Origin of the sequence: Pseudomonas sp. NFPP02, from assembly GCF_900119355.1 — a bacterium.
In the GTDB taxonomy this organism is placed as follows: domain Bacteria; phylum Pseudomonadota; class Gammaproteobacteria; order Pseudomonadales; family Pseudomonadaceae; genus Aquipseudomonas; species Aquipseudomonas paracarnis.
In genome coordinates, this window is sequence record NZ_FPJI01000011.1 from 179173 (window position 1) to 199891 (window position 20719).

The 20719-nt window shown below is 63.5% G+C and carries 8 protein-coding genes; 4 read left to right on the forward strand and 4 right to left on the reverse strand.

Features of this window, described 5'->3' with window-relative positions; translation table 11 throughout:
* Positions 1-27 precede the first annotated feature (27 nt).
* The 3 genes from dsbD to dsbG are packed head-to-tail and all read left to right on the forward strand — an operon-like array spanning position 28 to position 3337.
* The gene (gene dsbD, locus BT204_RS19945) at positions 28-1755 is read left to right on the forward strand and encodes a protein-disulfide reductase DsbD (protein WP_034126123.1); all 1728 of its coding nucleotides are present in this window, start codon (positions 28-30) and stop codon (positions 1753-1755) included.
* Entirely contained in the window at positions 1755-2600 is an 846-nt protein-coding gene (locus tag BT204_RS19950; RefSeq protein WP_034126122.1) for a TlpA disulfide reductase family protein, read from the forward strand. Before dsbD ends, BT204_RS19950 begins: the two co-directional genes overlap by 1 nt.
* Positions 2576-3337, forward strand: coding sequence for a thiol:disulfide interchange protein DsbG (dsbG, locus tag BT204_RS19955; protein ID WP_054896344.1), 762 nt, complete (start codon positions 2576-2578; stop codon positions 3335-3337). The genes BT204_RS19950 and dsbG overlap by 25 nt, the downstream gene beginning before the upstream one ends.
* Before the next feature lie 801 nt (positions 3338-4138).
* On the opposite strand, the gene BT204_RS19970 is transcribed toward dsbG, so the two are convergent.
* Together BT204_RS19970 and BT204_RS19975 are read right to left on the reverse strand one after the other, a co-directional pair.
* Positions 4139-17035: a non-ribosomal peptide synthetase gene (locus tag BT204_RS19970; RefSeq protein ID WP_072448042.1), complete on the reverse strand. Its 12897-nt coding sequence runs from the start codon at positions 17033-17035 to the stop codon at positions 4139-4141.
* Positions 17036-17086: 51 nt separating this feature from the next.
* The gene (locus tag BT204_RS19975) at positions 17087-17839 is read right to left on the reverse strand and encodes a thioesterase II family protein (RefSeq protein WP_072448044.1); all 753 of its coding nucleotides are present in this window, start codon (positions 17837-17839) and stop codon (positions 17087-17089) included.
* Between the two features lie 301 nt (positions 17840-18140).
* Between BT204_RS19975 and BT204_RS19980 the strand changes: the two genes are divergently transcribed.
* Entirely contained in the window at positions 18141-18692 is a 552-nt protein-coding gene (locus BT204_RS19980; protein WP_032904207.1) for an RNA polymerase factor sigma-70, read from the forward strand.
* A 497-nt stretch (positions 18693-19189) separates the two neighbouring features.
* Here the strand turns inward: BT204_RS19980 and BT204_RS19985 are convergent, their stop codons facing one another.
* Both BT204_RS19985 and BT204_RS19990 read right to left on the reverse strand, forming a co-directional pair.
* The gene (locus BT204_RS19985) at positions 19190-19978 is read right to left on the reverse strand and encodes a substrate-binding periplasmic protein (protein WP_072448046.1); all 789 of its coding nucleotides are present in this window, start codon (positions 19976-19978) and stop codon (positions 19190-19192) included.
* Positions 19979-20070: 92 nt separating this feature from the next.
* Positions 20071-20694, reverse strand: coding sequence for a TetR/AcrR family transcriptional regulator (locus BT204_RS19990; protein ID WP_034126813.1), 624 nt, complete (start codon positions 20692-20694; stop codon positions 20071-20073).
* Positions 20695-20719: the final 25 nt, after the last annotated feature.

Here is a 20719-nt window from a genome sequence, read left to right on the forward strand (position 1 = left end):
TCACTTGCATCGAACTAAGGCTTGACCATGCGGCATCTGTTTACCTTTCTGCTGGTGTTGTTCGCGGGATTCGCGCAGGCAGCGCCGGGCAGCCCCTTCGAAACCAAACCCGACTTCCTCCCGGTAGGCAAAGCCTTCGCCTTTACCTCCGAACGTCTTGAAAGCGGCGAAACCCAGCTGTTTTGGCAGATTGCCGACGGTTACTACCTGTACCAGCAGCGCATGAAGTTCGACGGCCTGGCCGAAAAACCCGTGCTGCCCGAGGGTGAAGCCCATAGCGACGAGTTCTTTGGTGAACAACAGGTGTATCGCCAGGGCCTGGAAGTGAAGATCCCCGCTGGAACCACTGGCCAGGTCAAGCTCGGCTGGCAGGGCTGCGCCGATGCGGGCCTGTGCTATCCGCCGCAGTCGATCACCGTGGACCTGGGCGGCAACCCGGCCGTCGCCGCGACCGCGCAAGCCCAGGATCAAAGCCTGGCCAGCGGCCTGCAGCAGCGCAGCCTGGGGTGGAGCTTGCTGGTGTTCTTCGGCCTGGGCCTGCTGTTGGCGTTTGCGCCCTGCTCGTTGCCGATGCTGCCGATCCTCGCTGGCCTGGTGGTCGGTAGCGGCGCCAGCCCGCGTCGCGGCTTTGCCCTGGCCGGCAGCTACGTGGTGTGCATGGCGCTGGTGTATGCCGCCCTGGGGGTGATGGCCGCGTTGCTCGGCGCCAACCTGGCGGCGTTACTGCAAACCCCGTGGATCCTCGGCAGCTTTGCGGCGTTGTTCGTGCTGCTCGCCCTGCCGATGTTCGGCTTCTTTGAACTGCAACTGCCCGCCTTCCTGCGCGACCGCCTCGATAACGTCAGCCGCCAGCAAAGCGGTGGCAGCCTGGTAGGTGCCGGTGTGCTCGGCGCGTTGTCCGGCCTGCTGGTGGGGCCGTGCATGACCGCGCCCCTGGCTGGCGCCCTGCTGTACATCGCCCAGAGCGGCAATGCGCTGCACGGGGGGCTGATCCTGTTTGCCATGGGCATCGGTATCGGCATCCCGCTGTTGCTGCTGGTGACTGTGGGCAATCGCTTCCTGCCCAAGCCGGGCACCTGGATGAACGTGCTCAAGGGCATCTTCGGCTTCCTGTTCCTGGGCACCGCGGTGCTGATGATTCGCCCGGTGGTCGGCGACAGCCTGTGGATCGGCCTGTGGGGCGCCTTGGCGCTGGTGATGGCGTACTGTGGCTGGGCGCTGGCCCGTGAGTCCGGCCTGGCGGCCAAGGTATTCGGCGCTGGTTCCCTGGTGCTGGGCCTGTGGGGCGCGGTGCTGGTGGTGGGGGCGGCCGGTGGCAGCGATGAGCTGTGGCAACCCTTGAAGGTCTACAGCGGCTCAAAGGTCGCCGGAGCACCGAGCGCCCACGATGCCTTCACCACGATCAACGACCCGGCCGTGCTGCAAAGCCAGCTCGACAGCGCCAAGGCCCAGGGCCAATGGGTGCTGCTGGACTACTACGCCGACTGGTGCGTGTCGTGCAAGATCATGGAGAAACAGGTGTTCGGCAAACCCGAGGTGATGGACGCGCTCAAAGACGTGCGCCTGTTACGCCTGGACGTCACCGCCGACAACGCCGCCAGCCGCGAGCTGCTGGGCCGCTACAAAGTGCCAGGGCCACCGAGCTTCGTGTGGATCGGCCCGGACGGTGAAGAACGCCGCGCCCAACGCATCACCGGCGAAGTAGACGCCGCCGCCTTCCTGCAACGCTGGACCCAGACGCGGGACGCTCTCTGATGCTGACCCTCACCATCGGCACCTTCGCCATCGCCCTGAATCACCTGCTGCTGATCAGCGCGCTGATTCTCGCCACCCTGGTGGGCTGGCGCGTGGCCAAGCGCGGCGGCGAAAACCCGGAGTCGGTGCTGTTCAGCCTGTTTCTGCTGGGCCTGCTCGCCGCCCGCGTCAGCTTTGTGCTGATGTACTGGAGTTATTACAGCCACGACTGGGTGGAGATGGTCGACCTGCGTGACGGCGGCTTTCTCGCCTGGCCCGGGATCATCGCGCTGATCCTCGGCGCGCTGGTCTACGGCTGGCGTCGCCCTGCCCTGCGCAAGCCGCTCAGCGCCGGGGTGATCACCGGCCTGGTGTTCTGGGGCATGACCAGCCTGTCCCTCAGTCTGTACGAAAAAGGCACGCGCCTGCCGGATATCACCCTGCGCAATGCCAATGGCGAGGTGGTGCAACTGGCGGATTATCAAGGCGGCCCGTTGGTGATCAACCTCTGGGCCACCTGGTGCCCGCCGTGCCGACGCGAAATGCCGGTGCTGGAAAACGCCCAGCGCATGCGCCCCGATGTGACCTTCCTGTTCGTCAACCAGGCCGAAAGCATGCAAAGCGTCAGCACTTATCTGGCCACCCAGGGCCTGAACCTCGACAACGTGCTGTTCGACGCCAGCGGCCGCCTCGGCCAGGCTGTGGGTTCCATGGCGCTGCCGACCACGTTGTTCTACCAAGCCGATGGGCGCCTGATCAACAGCCACCTGGGCGAACTCTCCGAAGCCAGCCTGGCCCGTGCCATGGAACCCTTCGACAACACCACGACAAGGAAACCGACATGCCTCGCCTCCGCCACCTGCTGACCCTGCTGCCTTTGACGCTAGCCGCTACGCTGGCCCAGGCCGAAGACCTGCCGGCCCCGATCAAACAGATCGAAGCCAAAGGTGCCAAGATCATCGGCAAATTCGATGCCCCCAGCGGCCTCACCGGCTACGCCGCCCAGTACCAGAACCGTGGCATGGCCCTGTACCTGACCGCCGACGGCAAGCACGTGATCGCGGGCAACCTGTACGACGCCCAAGGCAATGACCTGAGCACCGCGCCCCTGGAAAAACTGGTGTACGCGCCGATGGCCAAGGAAGTCTGGGCCAAGATGGAAAACAGCAGCTGGATCCAGGATGGCGATAAAGACGCCCCGCGCACCGTCTACCTGTTCAGCGACCCCAACTGCCCGTACTGCAACATGTTCTGGGAACAGGCCCGCCCGTGGGTGAAGGCCGGCAAGGTGCAGTTGCGCCACATCATGGTCGGCATCATCCGCGAAGACAGCCCAGGCAAATCCGCCGCCCTGCTCGCCGCCAAAGACCCGCAAAAAGCCCTGCAAGAACACGAAGCCGCCGGCAAGGGCAGCAAGCTCAAGGCGCTGGAAAAGATCCCGGCCGAGGTCGAGGCCAAGCTTGATGCCAATATGAAGCTGATGGATGAACTGGAGTTGTCGGCGACGCCGGCGATCTTCTATCTGGATGACAAGGGTGGGTTGCAGCAGCAGCAAGGGGCGCCTTCGCCGGATAAGTTAGTGAAAATTCTCGGACCAAAATAAGCGCCGCCCTCGCGGGCGCCATCGCAGGCAAGCCAGCGATGAGCATAGGTATCTACACAACTTCGGCACGACGCTAAATCTGTGGCGAGGGAGCTTGCTCCCGTGACGGCCTGGCAGCCGACACAGATATAACTGATGCCCCGCGATCCAATGTGCGAGCTGGCTTGCCTGCGATGAGCATAGGTATCTACACAACTTTGTGGGTTGTAACAGCAGACGGTAACCACGATGCGAAGCGAGTCGCTCTTGCTCTTGATCTGCTTTTGATCTTGATCTTAAGCGCCCCGTTAAACCACGCTGGCCGGAATTCGACAGGGATTTGGGGGGTAAACCGGCAGGGATGCCGGTTTAGCCGCCCCGCGCCATGGATGGCGCGTGGCGGCGGCCCCCCAAATCACTGACGGATTACGGGCACACCGAGCCTAGGCGAGGTGCCGAGTGGTGGGGCAGGAGCCCTTTTGGTTACTTTTGGGGCTCTTTTCCAAAAGTGACCCGCTGTAAGAGCGGAACCCTAAGTGGCCGTTACCGCAGGAATGGATATGTACTCGGTCTGACACCTGTGTCGGCTGTCAGGCCGCTATCGCAGGCAAGCCAGCTCCCACAATTTGATCACGGGGCCTCAGGTAGATAGGTGTCGGCTGGCAGGCCGTCTTCGCAGGCAAGCCAGCTCCCACATTTGGATCGCGGTGCACCAGCTCGATCAGCGTCGGCTGCCAGGCCGTCACGGGAGCAAGCTCCCTCGCCACAGGTCCAGCTGTGTAGATGCCTATGCTGCAATGAGGCCCTGATAGACAACGAAGATCAAAGCCCCTCCAACTCCGCCATCAAATCACTCAACCGATCCACCTTCTCGGCACTGATCTCATTGTCTGCCACCCCCTCGATATACTCGGCCAACTCCGCCACGGTGCTGCACTCGAACATCGCCCGCAACGGCACATCGCGCTGCAGTGTCTTCTGCACCCGCGAGGCAATCTGCGTGGCCAGCAGCGAGTGCCCGCCCAGTTCGAAGAAGTTGTCCTGCACCCCGACCCGCTCGACCTTCAGCACCTCGGCCCAGATACCCGCCAACGTGGTTTCCAGTTCAGTGCACGGCGCCACATAGTCCTGATTGTGCAACTGGCCGATCTCCAGGGCCGGCAGGGCCTTGCGGTCGAGCTTGCCGTTGGCATTCAGGGGCAGGCGGTCAAGCCATAGCCAATGCAGTGGCACCATGTATTCCGGCAGTTCGGCACGCAGGCGTTGCTTGATGCGCTCCAACTGCTCGCTCGGGTCGAGTGTGGCATCGGCGGCCACCAGGTAGCCGACCAGATGTTTGCCATTGGCCCCCTCTTGCACACCCACCGCCGCGTCGCGCACGAGGGGTTGTTCATGCAGGCGCGCTTCGATTTCACCCAGTTCGATGCGGTAGCCGCGAATCTTCACCTGGTGGTCGATACGCCCGACATACTCCAGCACCCCATCGCTGCGACGCCGTGCCAGGTCGCCGGTACGGTAGAGGCGCTCACCAGGCGCGCCAAAGGGGTTGGGTACAAACACCTGGGCGGTGCGCAGCGGATCGCTGACATAGCCACGACCGACACCGGTGCCGGCGACGCACAACTCGCCCACCGCCCCTTGAGGCACCAGCTCTAAAGCGCCGTCCAGCAGGTACAAGCGGTTGTTGTCGGTCGGCGTACCAATCGGCAGGTAAGTGCCACGGGTCGACGCCAGATCGACGCGGAAGAACGCCACATCATCGGAGCATTCCGCCGGGCCGTAAGCATTCACCAGGCCAATCTGCGGGTAACGCAGCAGCCACTGATGGGCCAGCTCAGGTGGCATGGCCTCCCCGGTCGGCAACATCCAGCGCAGGCCCTCGAGGCTGATACGCTCCTGGGCCAGCATGCCCTGGATCAGCGACGGCACACTCTCCAGCACGGTGATGCCCTGTGCTTGAACATGGGCCAGCAACCCTTGCGGATCATGGGCGATGGTATTGGGCACAATGTCCACCCGTGCGCCAAACAGCGGCGCGGCGAGGAACTGCCACACAGAAATATCGAAGCTTTGCGACGCGGTCTGGGCAATCACATCGGCATCGCTCAGGTTCAGGTACGGCACCTTGCTCAACTGGTTATTGAGCATGCCACGCTGTTCGACCATCACGCCCTTGGGCAAGCCGGTGGAACCCGAGGTGTAGATCACGTAGGCAAGATTGTCCGGGCCGCTGTAGACACCGGGGTTTTCGCCACGGGCGGGCACTTCCTCCCACACCAGCAGTTGGCAATCAACCCCTTGCAGCAACTCGACGGCCTGCTCGCGGCACGCCTCGGTGCACACCAGCAGCGGCGTGCGGCTCATGTCGATGATGCGGCTCAGGCGCGGGCCGGGCAGCCCTGGGTCCAGCGGCAGGTAACCGGCACCGGCCTTGAAGCTGCCGATGATCATGCCGAGCAAGTCCAACCCACGTTCAGCCAGCAACGCCACCGGTTGGTCCAGGCCCACACCGGCCGCAATCAACGCGTGGCCCAGGCCGTTACTGCGGCGGTTCAGTTCGTCGTAGCTCCATTGCTGGTCCAGGCAACTGGCGGCGATGCGCTGCGGATGCTCTGCCACCTGGGCCTCGAACAGCTCGATGTAGCTCGTCTCCAGCGGATAGGCTCGCTCACTCTGGTTACAGCCCGCCACCAGGAATTCACGTTCCTGCTCGCCAATCAGCGCCAGCTCGGCCATGTCGCCATGGAAGCCCTGCACCAGCGCCAGCAACAGGCGCTTGAACTCAGCGAGCATGCCTTGCACGGTGCTTTCGTCGAAATAACGCTGGTCGTAGGACAGGTGCAAACCGAGGTCATCGCCGGGGTAGCACACCGCCGTCAGCGGGAAGTTGGTGTGGGTACGCCCGGAATCCGAGGTGGCGTTCAGGCTTTGTGCACGGTCCAGCACCGAGACTTCCACTGGCGCGTTCTCAAACACAAACAGGCTGTCGAACAGCGGCTGGCCTTTGGGCAATTCGCTGTGTTCCTGGATCGTCACCAACGGCAGGTATTCGTACTCGCGCAGTTGCATATTGCTGTCGAGCAAGGCGCTCAACCACTGGCGCACGCTGCACGTCTGGCCGTCCTCGGGCAGTTTCACCCGCAGCGCGATACTGTTGATAAACAGCCCCACGGTGCGTTGCATCTCGGGCATGTCCACCGGGCGCCCGGCCACGGTGACGCCGAACAGCACGTCGCGATCGCCACTCAAACGCCGCAGCACCAAGGCCCACGCCGCCTGGGCGAAGGTGTTGACGGTGAGCTGATGCGCCTGGGCCAGGTCGCGCAGTTGCGCACCGTCGCGGGCATCCAGGCGGGTGTAGCAGTCGCCCACCACCATGCCGCCACTGCCACCGGCGTGTTCGCGCAGGAACGGGCGGTCACTCGGGATCGGCGTGGCGCGCTCGAAGCCTTGCAAGTTTTGCTGCCACCACTGGCGCGCCTCGTTGAGGTCCTGGCGTTGCAGCCAGGCAATGTAGTCGCGATAGCGCGGCGGCGTCGCCAGTTGCGCATCGCGGCCTTCGCCCAGGGCTGTGTAGATATCGAAGAAGTCATTCATCAGCAGCGAACGGCACCAGGCATCGATCAGGATGTGGTGGTTGCTCATCATGAACCAGTAGCGCGCCTCGCCCACGCGAATCAGGCGCAAGTGGAAAGGCGCCTGGTTGAGCAGGTCAAAACCGGCTTCGCGCTCGGCCTTGAGCAAGGCTTGCAGACGCGGCTCCTGCTGATCCTGCGGGTCGGCGCTCCAGTCCAGGTACTCGATCGGCGTACTGCCGGGCTTGTGGATCACTTGCAGCATGTCTTCGCCGACGTTCCAGCAGAACGAGGCGCGCAAGGCCTCGTGGCGGGCAATCACCGCTTGCCAGGCCTGGGCAAAACGCTCCGGGTCCAGGGCGCTGTTGATGCGATAGCGGTCCTGCATGTAATACAGGCCGGTGCCGGGCTCCAGCAGGGTGTGCAGCAGCAAGCCCTCCTGCATCGGAGTCAGCGGGTAGACGTCTTCGATGGCGCTGGCCGATACCGGCAAGGCGTCCAGTTGCACCTGGGTCAGGCGCGCCAGGGGGAAGTCGGACGGCGTGAGGCCACCGGCATCGTCCTGCAGGCAATGGGCGATAAGGCTGTGCAATTCGGCCAGGTAAGCTTCGGCCAGATCGCGAATTACCTGCTGATCATGCCGCTCACGGCTGAACGTCCAGCGTAGCACCAGCTCGCCGCCGTAGACCTGGCTGTCGATGCTCAGTTCATTGGGCAATGGCGCATCCGGGTCATGGGCCAGGCCGGCGGATTCCTCCAGCGGATGGAACAGCGCGTCAGTGCCAAAGCTCTGGTCGAACTGGCCAAGGTAGTTGAAGGTGACCTGCGCGCTCGGCAATGCGGCCATGCTCTGCTTGCACAGGTCATCGGCCAGGTAACGCAGCACGCCATACCCCAAACCTTTATGGGGCACGCCACGCAGTTGCTCCTTGATTGCCTTGATCGAGTCGCCCTGCTCGGCCTGCGGCGTCAGACGCAACGGATAGGCGCTGGTGAACCAGCCCACGCTGCGGGTCAGGTCGATATCATCGAACAAGGTTTCGCGGCCATGGCCTTCCAGTTGGATCAGTGCCGAGGCCTGCCCGCTCCAGCGGCACAGTACGCGGGCCAGGGCGGTCAGCAACAGGTCGTTGACCTGGGTGCGATAGGCACTCGGCGCCTGTTGCAGCAACTGCCAGGTGCGCTCGGCATCCAGGCGCACGCTAACCGTTTCGGCATCGCTATTGCGCCGTGCGCCTTGGGGACGCTGTACTGGCAAGGCCACGGTGGGGCCAGCTAGTTGCGCTTGCCACAGGCTCAGCTCTTCGCGCAGTGACTCACTGTGGGCATAGGCTTGCAAACGTGCAGCCCAATCACGCAGCGCGCTGGTTTTGGCCGGCAGGCTGACGGACTGGCCTTCACTGAGTTGGCGATAAACATTTTGCAGGTCTTCCAGCAGGACGCGCCACGACACGCCGTCCACCACCAGGTGATGGATGGCGATCAGCAAGCGCTGCTGGCCTTGCGGCCCGTCCACCAGCAAGGCGCGCAGCAGCGGCCCCTGTGCCAGGTCGAGGCTGCGCTGAGTGTCGGTGAACAACGCCGTGCACGCGTGCATGTCGCGCACCTGCGCCTGCAGCAGCACGCCGCCTTCCGGCACGCCCAGGTGTTCGGCATGCCATTGCGCATCGCGCGGGGTAAAGCTCAAGCGCAGCGCGTCGTGGTGTTCCAGCACCGCCAGCAGCGCTTGCTCCAGGCGATGGGCATCGAGCAGTTGCAGTGGCTTGAGCACCAACGCCTGGTTCCAGTGCTGGCGCGCCGGGATATCGGTGTCGAAGAACCAGTGCTGAATCGGCGTGAGGCCCGAGGGGCCGGTCAGCAGCCCTTGCTCGGCGATGATGAGCTCCGAGCGAGTCGCCACGGCAGCCAGGCTCTGTACGGTCTGGTGCTGGAACAGGTCACGGGGGCTGAAATGAATGCCGGCCTGGCGCGCCCGGCTCACCACCTGGATCGACAGAATCGAGTCGCCGCCCAGTTCAAAGAAGTTATCGTCGAGGCCCACTTGCTCCACGTTCAGCACCGCGCACCAGATGGCGGCCAGGCTGTGTTCCAGCTCGCTGCGCGGCGCCACGTAGGCTTGGCGATTGGCCTCTGGGTCCGGCTCAGGCAAGGCGCGGCGGTCGAGCTTGCCGTTGGCGGTCAGCGGCATGCTCTGCAGCACGATCAGATGCGCGGGCACCATGTAGTCCGGTAGTTGCGCCTTGAGGTACGCCTTCAACGCGTCGCGCAAGGCGGCGTGCTCGGCATCGCTGACCAGGTACGCCACCAATTGCTTGCCGCTCGGCGCATCCAGTGCCAGCACCACCGCTTCGCGCACAGCTTCATGTTCGAGCAAGCGCGTTTCGATTTCGCCCAGCTCGATGCGAAAACCGCGGATCTTCACCTGATGGTCGATGCGCCCTAGGTACTCCACCAGGCCATCGGCGCGTTGGCGTACCAGGTCGCCGGTGCGGTACAGGCGCCCGCCCTTGCCAGCAAACGGGTCTGCGACAAAGCGCTCCGCCGTCATCCCCGGCCGCTGGTGATAACCCTGGGCCAGGCCGGCGCCGCCGATGTACAGCTCACCGCTGGCGCCCTGGGGCACCAGCGCCAGGTCGGCGTCGAGAATGTAGGCCACGCGCTCGCCGACGATGCTGCCGATCGGCACGCTGCCAGCGCCCTCCTCCAACTGCTCGGGCGCCAGGCTGGCCAGGGGCATCACCACGGTTTCGGTGGGGCCGTAGGCGTTGAAGAACAACTGGGGCGTGAACGCTGCGCGGATGCGTTGCAGGTGTTCGCCGGTCAAGGCTTCGCCACCGGTGATGCACATGCGCACCGGCAGCGTCTGTTGCTGGGTCGCCAGCCACTGCGCCAACTGGCTGCCGTAGCTCGGGGTGAAACCGAGCACATTGATGCGATGGGTACGGATCAGCGCGCAGATTTCCTCCGCATCCCACTGGCCCTGGGCGCGCAATACCACCCGCGCCCCGCACAGCAGCGGCACCAGCAAACGCTCGGTGGCAGCATCGAAGTTGATCGAGTAAAAGTGCAGCTCGCAGTCATCCGGGCGCATATCAAAGCGCTCGATCACCGCCTGGCAATGCATGGCGATCTCACCGTGGGACACCACCACACCTTTGGGCTTGCCCGTGGAGCCCGAGGTGTAGATGAGGTACGCCTGGTGTTGTGCCAGACTCACGAACGGCAGCGCTTCGGCGGGGTAATTCGCCAGCACCGGCGAGTCATCCTCCAGGCACCAGCACGCCACCGTCGCCGGCAACTCACCAAGAGCTTCGAACAGCGCCGCATCACTGAGCAGCAGGCCGATGTCACTGTCTTCGATCATGTAATGCAGGCGGTCCAGCGGGTATTCCGGGTCCAACGGCACATAGGCACCGCCGGCCTTGAGGATCGCCAGCAAACCGACGACCATTTCCAGCGAACGCGGCAGCGCCAGGCCCACGCGCATCTGCGGGCCCACGCCACGCTCGCGCAGCATCCAGGCCAGGCGGTTGGCGCGCTCATCCAGTTGCGCATACGAGAGGGTCACACCGGCAAAGGTCAGCGCCGGGGCCTCCGGCCGCTGGCTGGCCTGCTGGCTGAACAGTTGATGGATGCACTGGTCGAGGCGATGCTCGCCCTTCTCCACCCCCAGGCTGTCTTGCAAGGCGCGTTGTTCATCTGCGCTCAGCAACGGCAATTCGCTCAGGCGCTGGCCAGGATCGGCGACCAACGCTTCAAGCAAGTTGCGCCAATGCTCGGCCATACGCGCAATACGCGGCTCGTCGAACAGGTCGGTGCTGTAGGTCAGGCAGCAACCCAGGCGATGGTCGAGGTCGGTGACTTCCAGGTTGAGGTCGAACTTGGTCGCCCGCGCATCGTTGGCCAGGTACTCCACGGTCATGCCAGCCAGTTGGCGGCTTTGCTGGAACTCCCAGCGCTGCACGTTGCACATCACCTGGAACAACGGGTTGTACGCCGCGCTGCGCGGCGGTTGCAGGGCTTCCACCAGATGGTCGAACGGCAGGTCCTGATGGGACTGGCCCTCGATCACGGTATGGCGCACCTGCTCGAACAGCTCGCTGACCTGCATCTGCCCATTGAGCTGGCAACGCAGCACCTGGGTATTGAGGAACGCGCCAATCAAGCCTTCGCTTTCCGGGCGGATACGGTTGGCCACTGGCGCGCCGATGCGCAGGTCGGTCTGGCCGCTGTAGCGGTAGAGCAACACCGCCAGGGTCGCGGTCATGGTCATGAACAGCGTGAGGCCGTGCTGGGCGTTGAAGGCTCGCACGCGGGCGGCCAGCTCATCGCTCAAATCAAACCGGTACAGCTCGCCCCGATGGCTTTGCACCGGTGGCCGCGGACGGTCGCCGGGCAATTCCAGCAACGGGTGTTCGTTGCCCAGTTGGGCGGTCCAGTAGTCCAGCTGACGCTGGCGCTCACCGGCTTCCATCCACTGGCGTTGCCATACGCTGTAGTCGAGGTACTGCACCGGCAACGCTGGCAGCGGTGAGTCGCGCTCGTCGATAAAGGCTTCATACAAGGCGCTGAGTTCACGGGCAAAGATGTCCATGGCCCAGCCTTCGGTGACGATATGGTGCAGGGTCAGCACCAGGTAATGTTCCTGCTCGCCGGCCTTGACCAGGCAGGCGCGCAAAAGCGGCCCGGTTTCCAGGTTGAACGGCGTGTGCGCCTCGACATCGGCCAGTTGCTGCAAACGCTGCTGGCGCTGCGGCTCATTCAGCGCGGAGAAATCCTGCCAGTCCATGCGCACATTGGTTTGCGCCGAGACCTTTTGACAGGCCACACCATCGACACTTGGGAAAGTGGTGCGCAGGGTTTCGTGACGCATGATCAAGGCCTGCAAGGCGGCCTCGAAACGCCCCACATCCAGCACGCCGCGCAGGCGCGCCATGCCGCCGACGTTGTAGGCCGGGCTGTCCGGTTCCATCTGCCAGAGGAACCACATGCGCTGCTGGGAATAGGACAAAGGGACCGGCTGGCTGCGGTCGACTTTGGCGATGGCAGTCTGTTGGTTGCGCTGGCCCGCCGCCTGCATCAGCCCGACCTGCTGGGCAAAATCGCCCAGCTCGCTGGCTTCGAACAGCGTGCGCAGGGGCAGTTCGACGTCGCAGGCCTGGCGGGTGCGGGAGATGATTTGCGTGGCCAGCAACGAGTGCCCGCCGAGTGCGAAAAAGTCATCGCGCAGGCCGATGAGTGGCAGGCCAAGCACCTCGCGCCAGATCGCGGCGATTTGCAGCTGCAAAGGTGTGTGCGGTTCGACGTGTTCGCGGGTTTGCCATACCGGCTCTGGCAAGGCACGCCGGTCGAGCTTGCCGCTGGGGCTCAGGGGCATGGCGTCAAGGCGCATCAGCAGCGCGGGCACCATGTACTCCGGCAACTCGGCGGCCAGGGCGGTTTTGACCCTTTGCTCATCCAGTTCGGTGTCGGCGGTGTAGTAGCCGATCAACTGTGCATCACGCACCAGCACCACGGCCTGGGCAACGCCTACCTGGGCCAGCAGGCGCGCTTCGATTTCTTCCGGCTCCACCCGGAACCCCCGCAGTTTGACCTGCTGATCGAGGCGTCCGAGGTATTCGAGCACGCCATCGGCGTTCCAGCGCGCACGGTCACCGGTGCGATACAAGCGGGTGCCCGCCGCGCCCAGCGGGTCGGCGACAAAACGTTCGGCTGTCAGCCCGGCACGGCCCAGGTAACCCCGCGCCAGGCCGATACCGCCGATGCACAGTTCGCCCGGCACACCGGCCGGCAACGGGTTGAGCTGCTCGTCCAGTACGCGGCAGATCACATTGCCCAACGGCCGGCCAATCGGCGAGCGCTCGCCATCCGAGGCGGCGCACTGCCAGTGGGTGACGTTGATCGCGGTTTCGGTCGGGCCATAGCGGTTGTGCAATTGCACCGCTGGCAAGCGCGCCAGTACACGGTTACGCAGTTCGGCGGGCAAGGCTTCGCCGCCGGAGAACAGGCGACGCAGGCTGGTGCATTCGGCCACCAGCGGCTCGTCGATAAACAGCTGCAACAGCGGCGGCACGAAGTGCAGCGTGGTCACCCCATGTTCCTGCACAAGCTGCGCGATGCGGTTCGGGTCGCGATGTTCGCCCGGCCCGGCCAATACCAGGCGGCAGCCGGCAATCAATGGCCAGAAGCATTCCCACACCGACACGTCGAAACTGATCGGCGCCTTTTGCATCAGCACATCGGTTTCGTTCAGTTGATAGGTGGCCTGCATCCACTGCAAACGCTCGGCCAGGGCGCCGTGGGTGTTGCCCACGCCTTTGGGTTGGCCGGTGGAACCGGAGGTGTAGATCACGTAGGCGAGGTTATCGCCGTGCAGGTGCAAGCCTGGCGCCTGGGTCGGCCAGCTGTCGAGGTGCAGGCTGTCCATGGCAATCACGCACACGCCTTCGGCGCTGGGCAGTTGGGGCAGCAACGCGGTCTGGGTGAGCAGCAGTTGCACGCCGCTGTCCTTGAGCATGTAGGCCAGGCGTTCGGCGGGGTAATCCGGGTCCAGCGGCACGTAGGCGCCACCGGCCTTGATGATGGCGAGCAGGCCGATCAGCAGTTGCGGCGAACGCTCGGCGGCGATGGCCACGCACACGTCCGGGCCGACGCCTTTGTCGCGCAGGTAATGGGCCAGGCGGTTGGCCTGGGTGTGCAATTGGGCGAATGTCAGGCTGCCGTCCTGCCAGACCAATGCGGTGGCGTCCGACGTCTGCTGATTGAGCAGCTCGGGCAGCCAGTGCCGGGCCGGCGCGCAGGGGGCCTCGCTCCAGGGTTGCTGTTCGTCAGCCTGCATAAACGGCAGATCGCCGATGGCGTGTTGTGGTTGCGTACACACAGCTTGAAGTAGATGGATGAAGTGCTCGGCCAGACGCTGGATGGTCGCGCAATCGAACAGCTCGTCGGCGTAGTCGAACGACAGGCTCAAGCGCCCATTGCGGTCTTCTTCGCTGTGCAGTTGCAGGTCGAACTTGGCTTCGCGGCTGTGCCAGGGCAACTCATCGGCCAGCAGGCCCGGCAGGCGGCGCAAGGCACTGAGGTCGCGCTGCTGGTGGTTGAACATGACCTGGAACAGGCCCTGCTCGCGGGCCTGGGGGAAGGCTTCCAGCAGTTGTTCGAAGGGCAGGTCCTGATGGGCCTGGGCGGCCAGTGTGGTCTCGCGGGTGGCGGCCAACAGTTGGTTGAACGGCAGGCGCCCGTCCAGCTCGGCGCGCAGCACCAGGGTGTTGATAAAGAAGCCGATCAGGCCCTGGGTTTCATGGCGTGGGCGGTTGGCATTGGGCACGCCGATACGGATGTCGCGCTGGCCGCTGTAGCGATAGAGCAAGGTCTGGAACGTCGCCAGCAGCAGCATGAACGGTGTTGAGTCATGGGCCTGGGCGGTCTGGCGGATCGCCGCACTGAGGCGCGCATCCAGGCGCTGGCGATGGCGCGAGGCGCTGTGCCGATGCTGGGCGGCACGCGGGTGATCGGTGGCCAGGTTCAGGGCCGGATGCTCGTCACCCAACTGCGCTTTCCAGTACGTCAGCTGTCGCTGGCCCTCGCCTTCAGCCAGCCATTGGCGCTGCCAACTGCCGTAGTCGGCGTATTGCAATGCCAGCGGCGGCAGCTCCAGGGACTGGCCTTGGGCGGCAGCGGCGTACAGGCGCGAGAACTCGTCGATCAGGATATTCAGCGACCAACCGTCAGCAATGATGTGGTGCAGCGTCACCAGCAGTTGGTGCTCTTCATCGCCCAGGCGCACCAGGGTAACCCGAAGCAACGGGCCTTTTTCCAGGTCGAACGGGCTGCGCGCCTGGTCTTCGCGAACCTCTTGCGCACGGGCTTCGCGCACGGCGTTTGGCAAGTCGCTGAGGTCGATGGTCGACAGTTCGAAATCCGCCGTAGCCTCGACACGCTGGAACGCCTGGCCGTCGCGCTCGTAGAAGCGCGTGCGCAGGGCTTCGTGACGCTGGATCAGTTGCTGGAAGCTGTGGCGCAGTGCGTCTTCATCCAGCTCGCCGCGCAGGTGCAAGGCGCCTGGAATGGTGTAGGCACTGCTGTGAGGGTCCAATTGCCAGGTGATCCACAGGCGGTTCTGTGCCAGGGATTGGGGCAGGTCTTCTTGACGTGACAGCACGTGGATTGCGCCTTGGGCCACGCCGCCATCCTGTTGCAGTTGCGCGACGGCCGTGGCGAAGGCGGCGAGGGTCGGCGCTTCGAACAGCAGGCGCAGGCTCAGTTCCAGCCCCAGGCTTTCGCGCAGGCGGGCGACCACTTGGGTCGCGGTGATGGAGTTGCCCCCCAGCAGGAAAAAGTGATCGTCGCCCGCCACATGAGCCAGTTGCAGTTGTTCGCACCAGATCGCCGCGATCTGCTGTTGCAGGTCCGATTCCAGCGCCACTTCGCTCGCCTGCCCCGGCTGCCCGGGGAACTGCGCGTAGCTGTCGAGGCTGCCATCGGCATGCCGAATCGCACAGGCCGCACGCTGCACTTTGCCGCTGGAGGTCTTCGGCAAAGCGCCTGGGTTGAGCAGCACCACCACGCTCGGAGCTTGCTGGCAGGCCTCGGCCACGGCTTGGCGGATCGCTTTGATCAGCGCTTCGGGCGGCAGGATTTTCTGCACGCTGCGGCTGATTTCCGCGGCGATGCCGATGCCTTCCAGGCCCTGGTCATTGACCGCAAACGCGGCGACCCGCCCCTTGCGCACCACTTCCACTTCGCGCTCGATGGTCTGTTCGATGTCCTGGGGGTAAAGGTTGTGGCCGCGCACGATCAGCAGGTCTTTCAGGCGCCCGGTGATGTACACCTCACCGTCGCGGATAAAACCCAGGTCACCGGTGCGCAACCAGGTGCGGCCAGCATGCTGGACGAAGGTCTTGGCGCTGGCTTGCGGGTTGCGCCAGTAGCCGTGGGCGATGCTCGGGCCCGTGGCCCAGAGTTCGCCGACGCACTGGTCGGGCAGCTCGGTGAGGGTGTGCGGGTCGGCGATCAGCACGGCGTGGTCCGGCTGGCTGGTGCCGCAACTCATGATCGCAGGGCCCTGCCCCGGTTCGGCACGGTTGGCGGCCAGCGCCTGTTCGTCCAGGCGCAGGGCGGGAATGCCATGGCCACGGGTGCCGCCGGCGACAAACAGGGTGGCTTCGGCCAGGCCGTAGGAGGCGAAGAAATTATTCGGGGTGAAACCACAGGCCGCGAATTTTTCCGCGAAGCGTTCCAGGGTGTCGAGGCGGATCGGCTCGGAACCCGAATAGGCGACGCGCCAGCGACTCAAATCCAGGCGCTCCAGGGCCGACTCACTGACCCGTTCGCTGCACAGGCGGTAGGCGAAGTCCGGGCCACCGCTGATGGTGCCGCCGTATTCGCTGATCGCCTCCAGCCAGCGCAAAGGTCGGCCAAGGAAGTAGGCCGGCGACATCAACACGCAGGGCACGCCGCTGAAGATCGGTTGCAGCAGGCCGCCGATCAGGCCCATGTCGTGGTACAGCGGCAACCAGCTGACGATCACGTCATCGGGGTTGAGGTCGATGCCAAAACCACGGCGGATCAGCACTTCGTTGGCCACCAGGTTGCCGTGGCTGACTTGCACGCCTTTGGGCAATGCGGTGGAGCCGGAGGTGTATTGCAGGAACGCGATGTCGTCCGCCTTGAGGTCGGGCTCGACCCACTGGTCGGCCTGCTGCGCCTCCAGGGTGTCGACGCTCAACACCTTGGGCGCGTTTTCAATCTGCGCCAAGCCCTCGCTGAGGCTGGCAATGGTCAACAGCAGCCGCGGCTCGGCATCGCTGATGATCGACAGCAGGCGCTCCTGGTGATGACGACGCGTGGATTCCGGTGGATACGCCGGCACCGCGATCACCCCGGCGTACAGGCAACCAAAGAACGCCGCCACATAGTCCGGGCCACTCGGGAACAGCAACACCGCACGCTCGCCCAGGCCAGCGTTGGCTTGCAAGGCGGCGGCGATGGTGCGGGCGCGTTGGTCGAGGTCGCGATAACTGAGCACCACACTGTGCTCGGCACTCTCGGCGAGGAAGCGCAACGCCACCTGGTCCGGCGTCTGCGCAGCACGCTGTTGAAGGGACTGGGCCAAGGTGCGGGGGAGTTCGAAGGCGTCCATCATGGGGTTCCTGCCTGAAATCGGCTTACGGGAAATTCGGGAAGTCGGTGGGGTTCAGCCGGCGACGAGCTGCCGCGTCGCACCAATGCGCCAGCGCGCCAAGTGCTCGTCGGCATAGCGACGCACGCAGCGCAGCACGGCGCTTTCGTGCTGCACGAGGAAGAAGTGATGGCCGTCAAACATGTCCAGGGAAAACCCACTGGCGGCGTCGAGTTGCCAGTCGAGCAACTGGTCGGCACGCACGCTGTCTTGCTTGCCACCGAACACGTGAATCGGCAGCGTCAGAGGCTGACGCTCGCCATAGGTGAAACTGCCGCACAGCAGGAAATCAGCGCGCAGGATCGGCAACATCAGTTGCATCAGCTCGGGGTTGGCCAGGGCTTCTTCGGTGGTGCCCTGCAATTCGCGCAGCCGGGCAATGAGTTGGGCATCGGTCTTTTCGACGGCGTACTCGCTCACATCACGACGCGCCGGGCCCGCCGTGCCGGACGCGAACAACGCCAGGGGCGCGGGCAGATTGCGCGCGTTCAGAGCGTGAGCCAATTCAAACGCCAACAGCCCGCCAAGGCTGTGGCCGAACAAGGCATAGGGGCCATCGAGATCACGGCTGATTTCTTCAGCAAGCTGCGCGGCCAAGGCCTTGATATCGCGCTGCAATGGCTCGTCCATGCGCATGCCGCGTCCCGGCAATTCCAGCGGGCACACTTGCAGCCAGTCCGGCAGGACCCGGCGCCAGCGAGCGTAGACCGAGGCGCTGGCGCCTGAGTGGGGCAGGCAAAACAGGCGCAGCCGCAGGGACGTACTCATCCCGCGAGGACTCCGAACTGAAACACGCTGAATGCACGATAAAAACCCATCTGGTCCTCCTGCGGGTGCTGATCCTTGGCCGTTGTACTAACGAACCTGTCACCCATGAGAACGGACGGAGCCTTCAAATAATTAGTCGCCGGGGGCGAGCGAGACGTGGTTCACACCTTTGCCCAAGGCATAAGATTAGTTCGTCTTCTCATTTGACAATCATTATCATTAAGCATAATTTGTTGCCCGATATGTAGGAGGCCTCAGCAGGGATGCCCTCCCCTAACCTATTCGCAGCAAGGTGATTTCCATGACGGAACAAGTATCCACAGGCAGGTGCGATTCACCCCTTCTCCAGGCGTTCGTCGACAATCGACTGATTTTGGTGAAGATCGCGGCCCGTATCACCGGGTGCCGCTCCCGCGCCGAAGACGTGGTGCAGGACGCCTACTTCCGGCTGCAGTCGGCGCCGACCATCACCTCATCGTTCAAGGCCCAACTGAGTTATCTGTTTCAGATCGTGCGCAACCTGGCGATCGATCATTACCGCAAGCAGGCCCTGGAGCTCAAATACTCCGGGACCGAAGAGGAAGGCTTGAATGTGGTTATTCACGGCGCTTCACCGGAAACCTCGCACATCAATTTCAACACCCTGGAAAACATTGCCGACGCCCTGACGCAACTGCCCCAGCGCACCCGCTACGCGTTCGAGATGTACCGCTTGCATGGCGTGCCGCAAAAAGACATCGCCAAGGAGCTTGGGGTGTCTCCGACCTTGGTGAACTTCATGATTCGCGATGCGCTGGTGCATTGCCGCAAGGTGTCGGGCAGTCATAGCGATACGTTTGCGCGGCGGGTTTAATGCAGCGCAGACATATGTGGGTAAGGGCTCCACGGTAACTACGATGCGAAGCGAGCCGCTCTTGATCTTGATCTGCTTGTGATCTTGATCTGCTTGTGATCTTGATCTGCTTGTGATCTTGATCTGGCTTTTGATCTTAGGCGCCCCGTTAAACCACGCTGGCCGGAATTCGACAGGGATTTGGGGGGTAAACCGGCAGGGATGCCGGTTTAGCCGCCCCGCGCCATGGATGGCGCGTGGCGGCGGCCCCCCAAATCACTGGCGGATTACGGGCACACCGAGCCTAGGCGAGGTGCCGAGTGGTGGGGCAAGAGCGTTTTGCTTACTTTTGCGCTTTTCAAAAGTGAGCCGCTGTAAAAGCGGAACCCTAAGTAGCCGTTACCGCAGGAATGGATATGTACACGGTCCAACTGCGTTGACTGTCAGGCCGTCTTCGCAGGCAAGCCAGCTCCCACAGTTGATCCCACTGAGCCCGAAGGATTTTACTTGCTAAGACCTCAGGGCAGCGCCGTCACATCAATACGATACGGCTCAAAAATCTTCAGCATCTGGCCACTGTCGCGCAGACGCTTGAGCAGTTCGGCAAACGCCGGACCAGTGATCGGTGCCTTGGGCCGCAACAACGCGTAGTGGTGATACACCTGGTCAATACGCTCCGACACCAAAAACTGCCCCGCCATGTCTGCGTTGCGCACCATGAAATCACTCAGGTACGAACGGGTAACCAGTGCAATATCCGCACGCCCACGAGCAACCATCAGCAAATTACTGTCATGGGAATAGGTCAACGTCGCGTTGAAACGCTCGGCCATGTTCTTGGGATCGGGATTGAAGTCGGCAAAGGCATAGTGATACCCGCTGAATACCGCCAGGCGCTTACCGGTGAGGTCGGCGAAGTAGCTCTGGTCGCGCCCGGGTTGACGCTGGGCAACGAATATTTCCGCATCTTCCAGCCCCATATCAACACTGGTATGGGCAATATTCTGCCAACCCCAGGACGGGTTTTCGAAGATCGCCATGTCGACCCGGCCTTGCTCGAAGTCACGAAAACGCCGGGGGATCGAGGTAGGCACCACCACAAACTGGTAATCGGTTTGCGCAGCGTTCAACGCCTCGACCAATTGCGGCAGCAACCCGGTGTCGGCGCCTTGTTCAGGGCGTACGGTGTAGGGCGGAAAATGCGCCGCGCCGATTCTCACCAACTGCGCGGCACCGGCCTGCGTCCACGCGGCGGTGCCCAGTGCCCATAAAGTAAGTCCTGCAGCCAGCCGCCATGGCGAAAACATCGAGGCACGCACCGTTGAAGAGTTCAATGCCGATAAGCTAGGCGTTTTTACTGGGGGAGACAACTTTCGCCAGCAAATTAATAACTTGCGCCTCAGTCCGACTTCAGCACCATCAACAAAGCCTCTTCGGCCAACTCTTCAAGGGTCAGGCTGCCTTGGGCGCGAAACCAGGTGGTGGTCCAGGACAAGGCGCCAGTGAGGAAGCGCCGGGTGATAAACACATCGCCCCGGATGTAGCCAGCGGCCTTGGCCTCGCCCAGTACCTGCAACCAGATCTGCTCATACACGTCACGCAGGGCCAGCACGTGCGCCTGGCCTTCGGCCGACAGCGAGCGCCATTCGTAGACCAGCACCGCCATGGCCTCGCCACTGCCACCCATGATCGACTGCAACTCGCAGCGGATCAGCGCCAGCACGCGTTCGCGCACCGTGCTCGCCTCTTCCAGTGAAGCGCGCATCATCGCGGTGTTGTAATGGATGGTTTCCTCCATCACCGCACGCAATATCTCATCCTTGCTCTTGAAGTGATGAAAGATGCTGCCGGACTGGATGCCCACGGCGCTGGCCAGATCTCGCACAGTGGTGCGCTCGAACCCCTTGTTGCGAAACAGATGAGCTGCGGTTTGCAGCAACTTGCCGCGGGCGCTCTCGGGGTCGGTCAATTGGCCACCATCGACCATGGTGCGCATCACCCCCAGGGCTTTGTGCTCATCCATGCTGCTCTCCTTCACGTCTACTGTC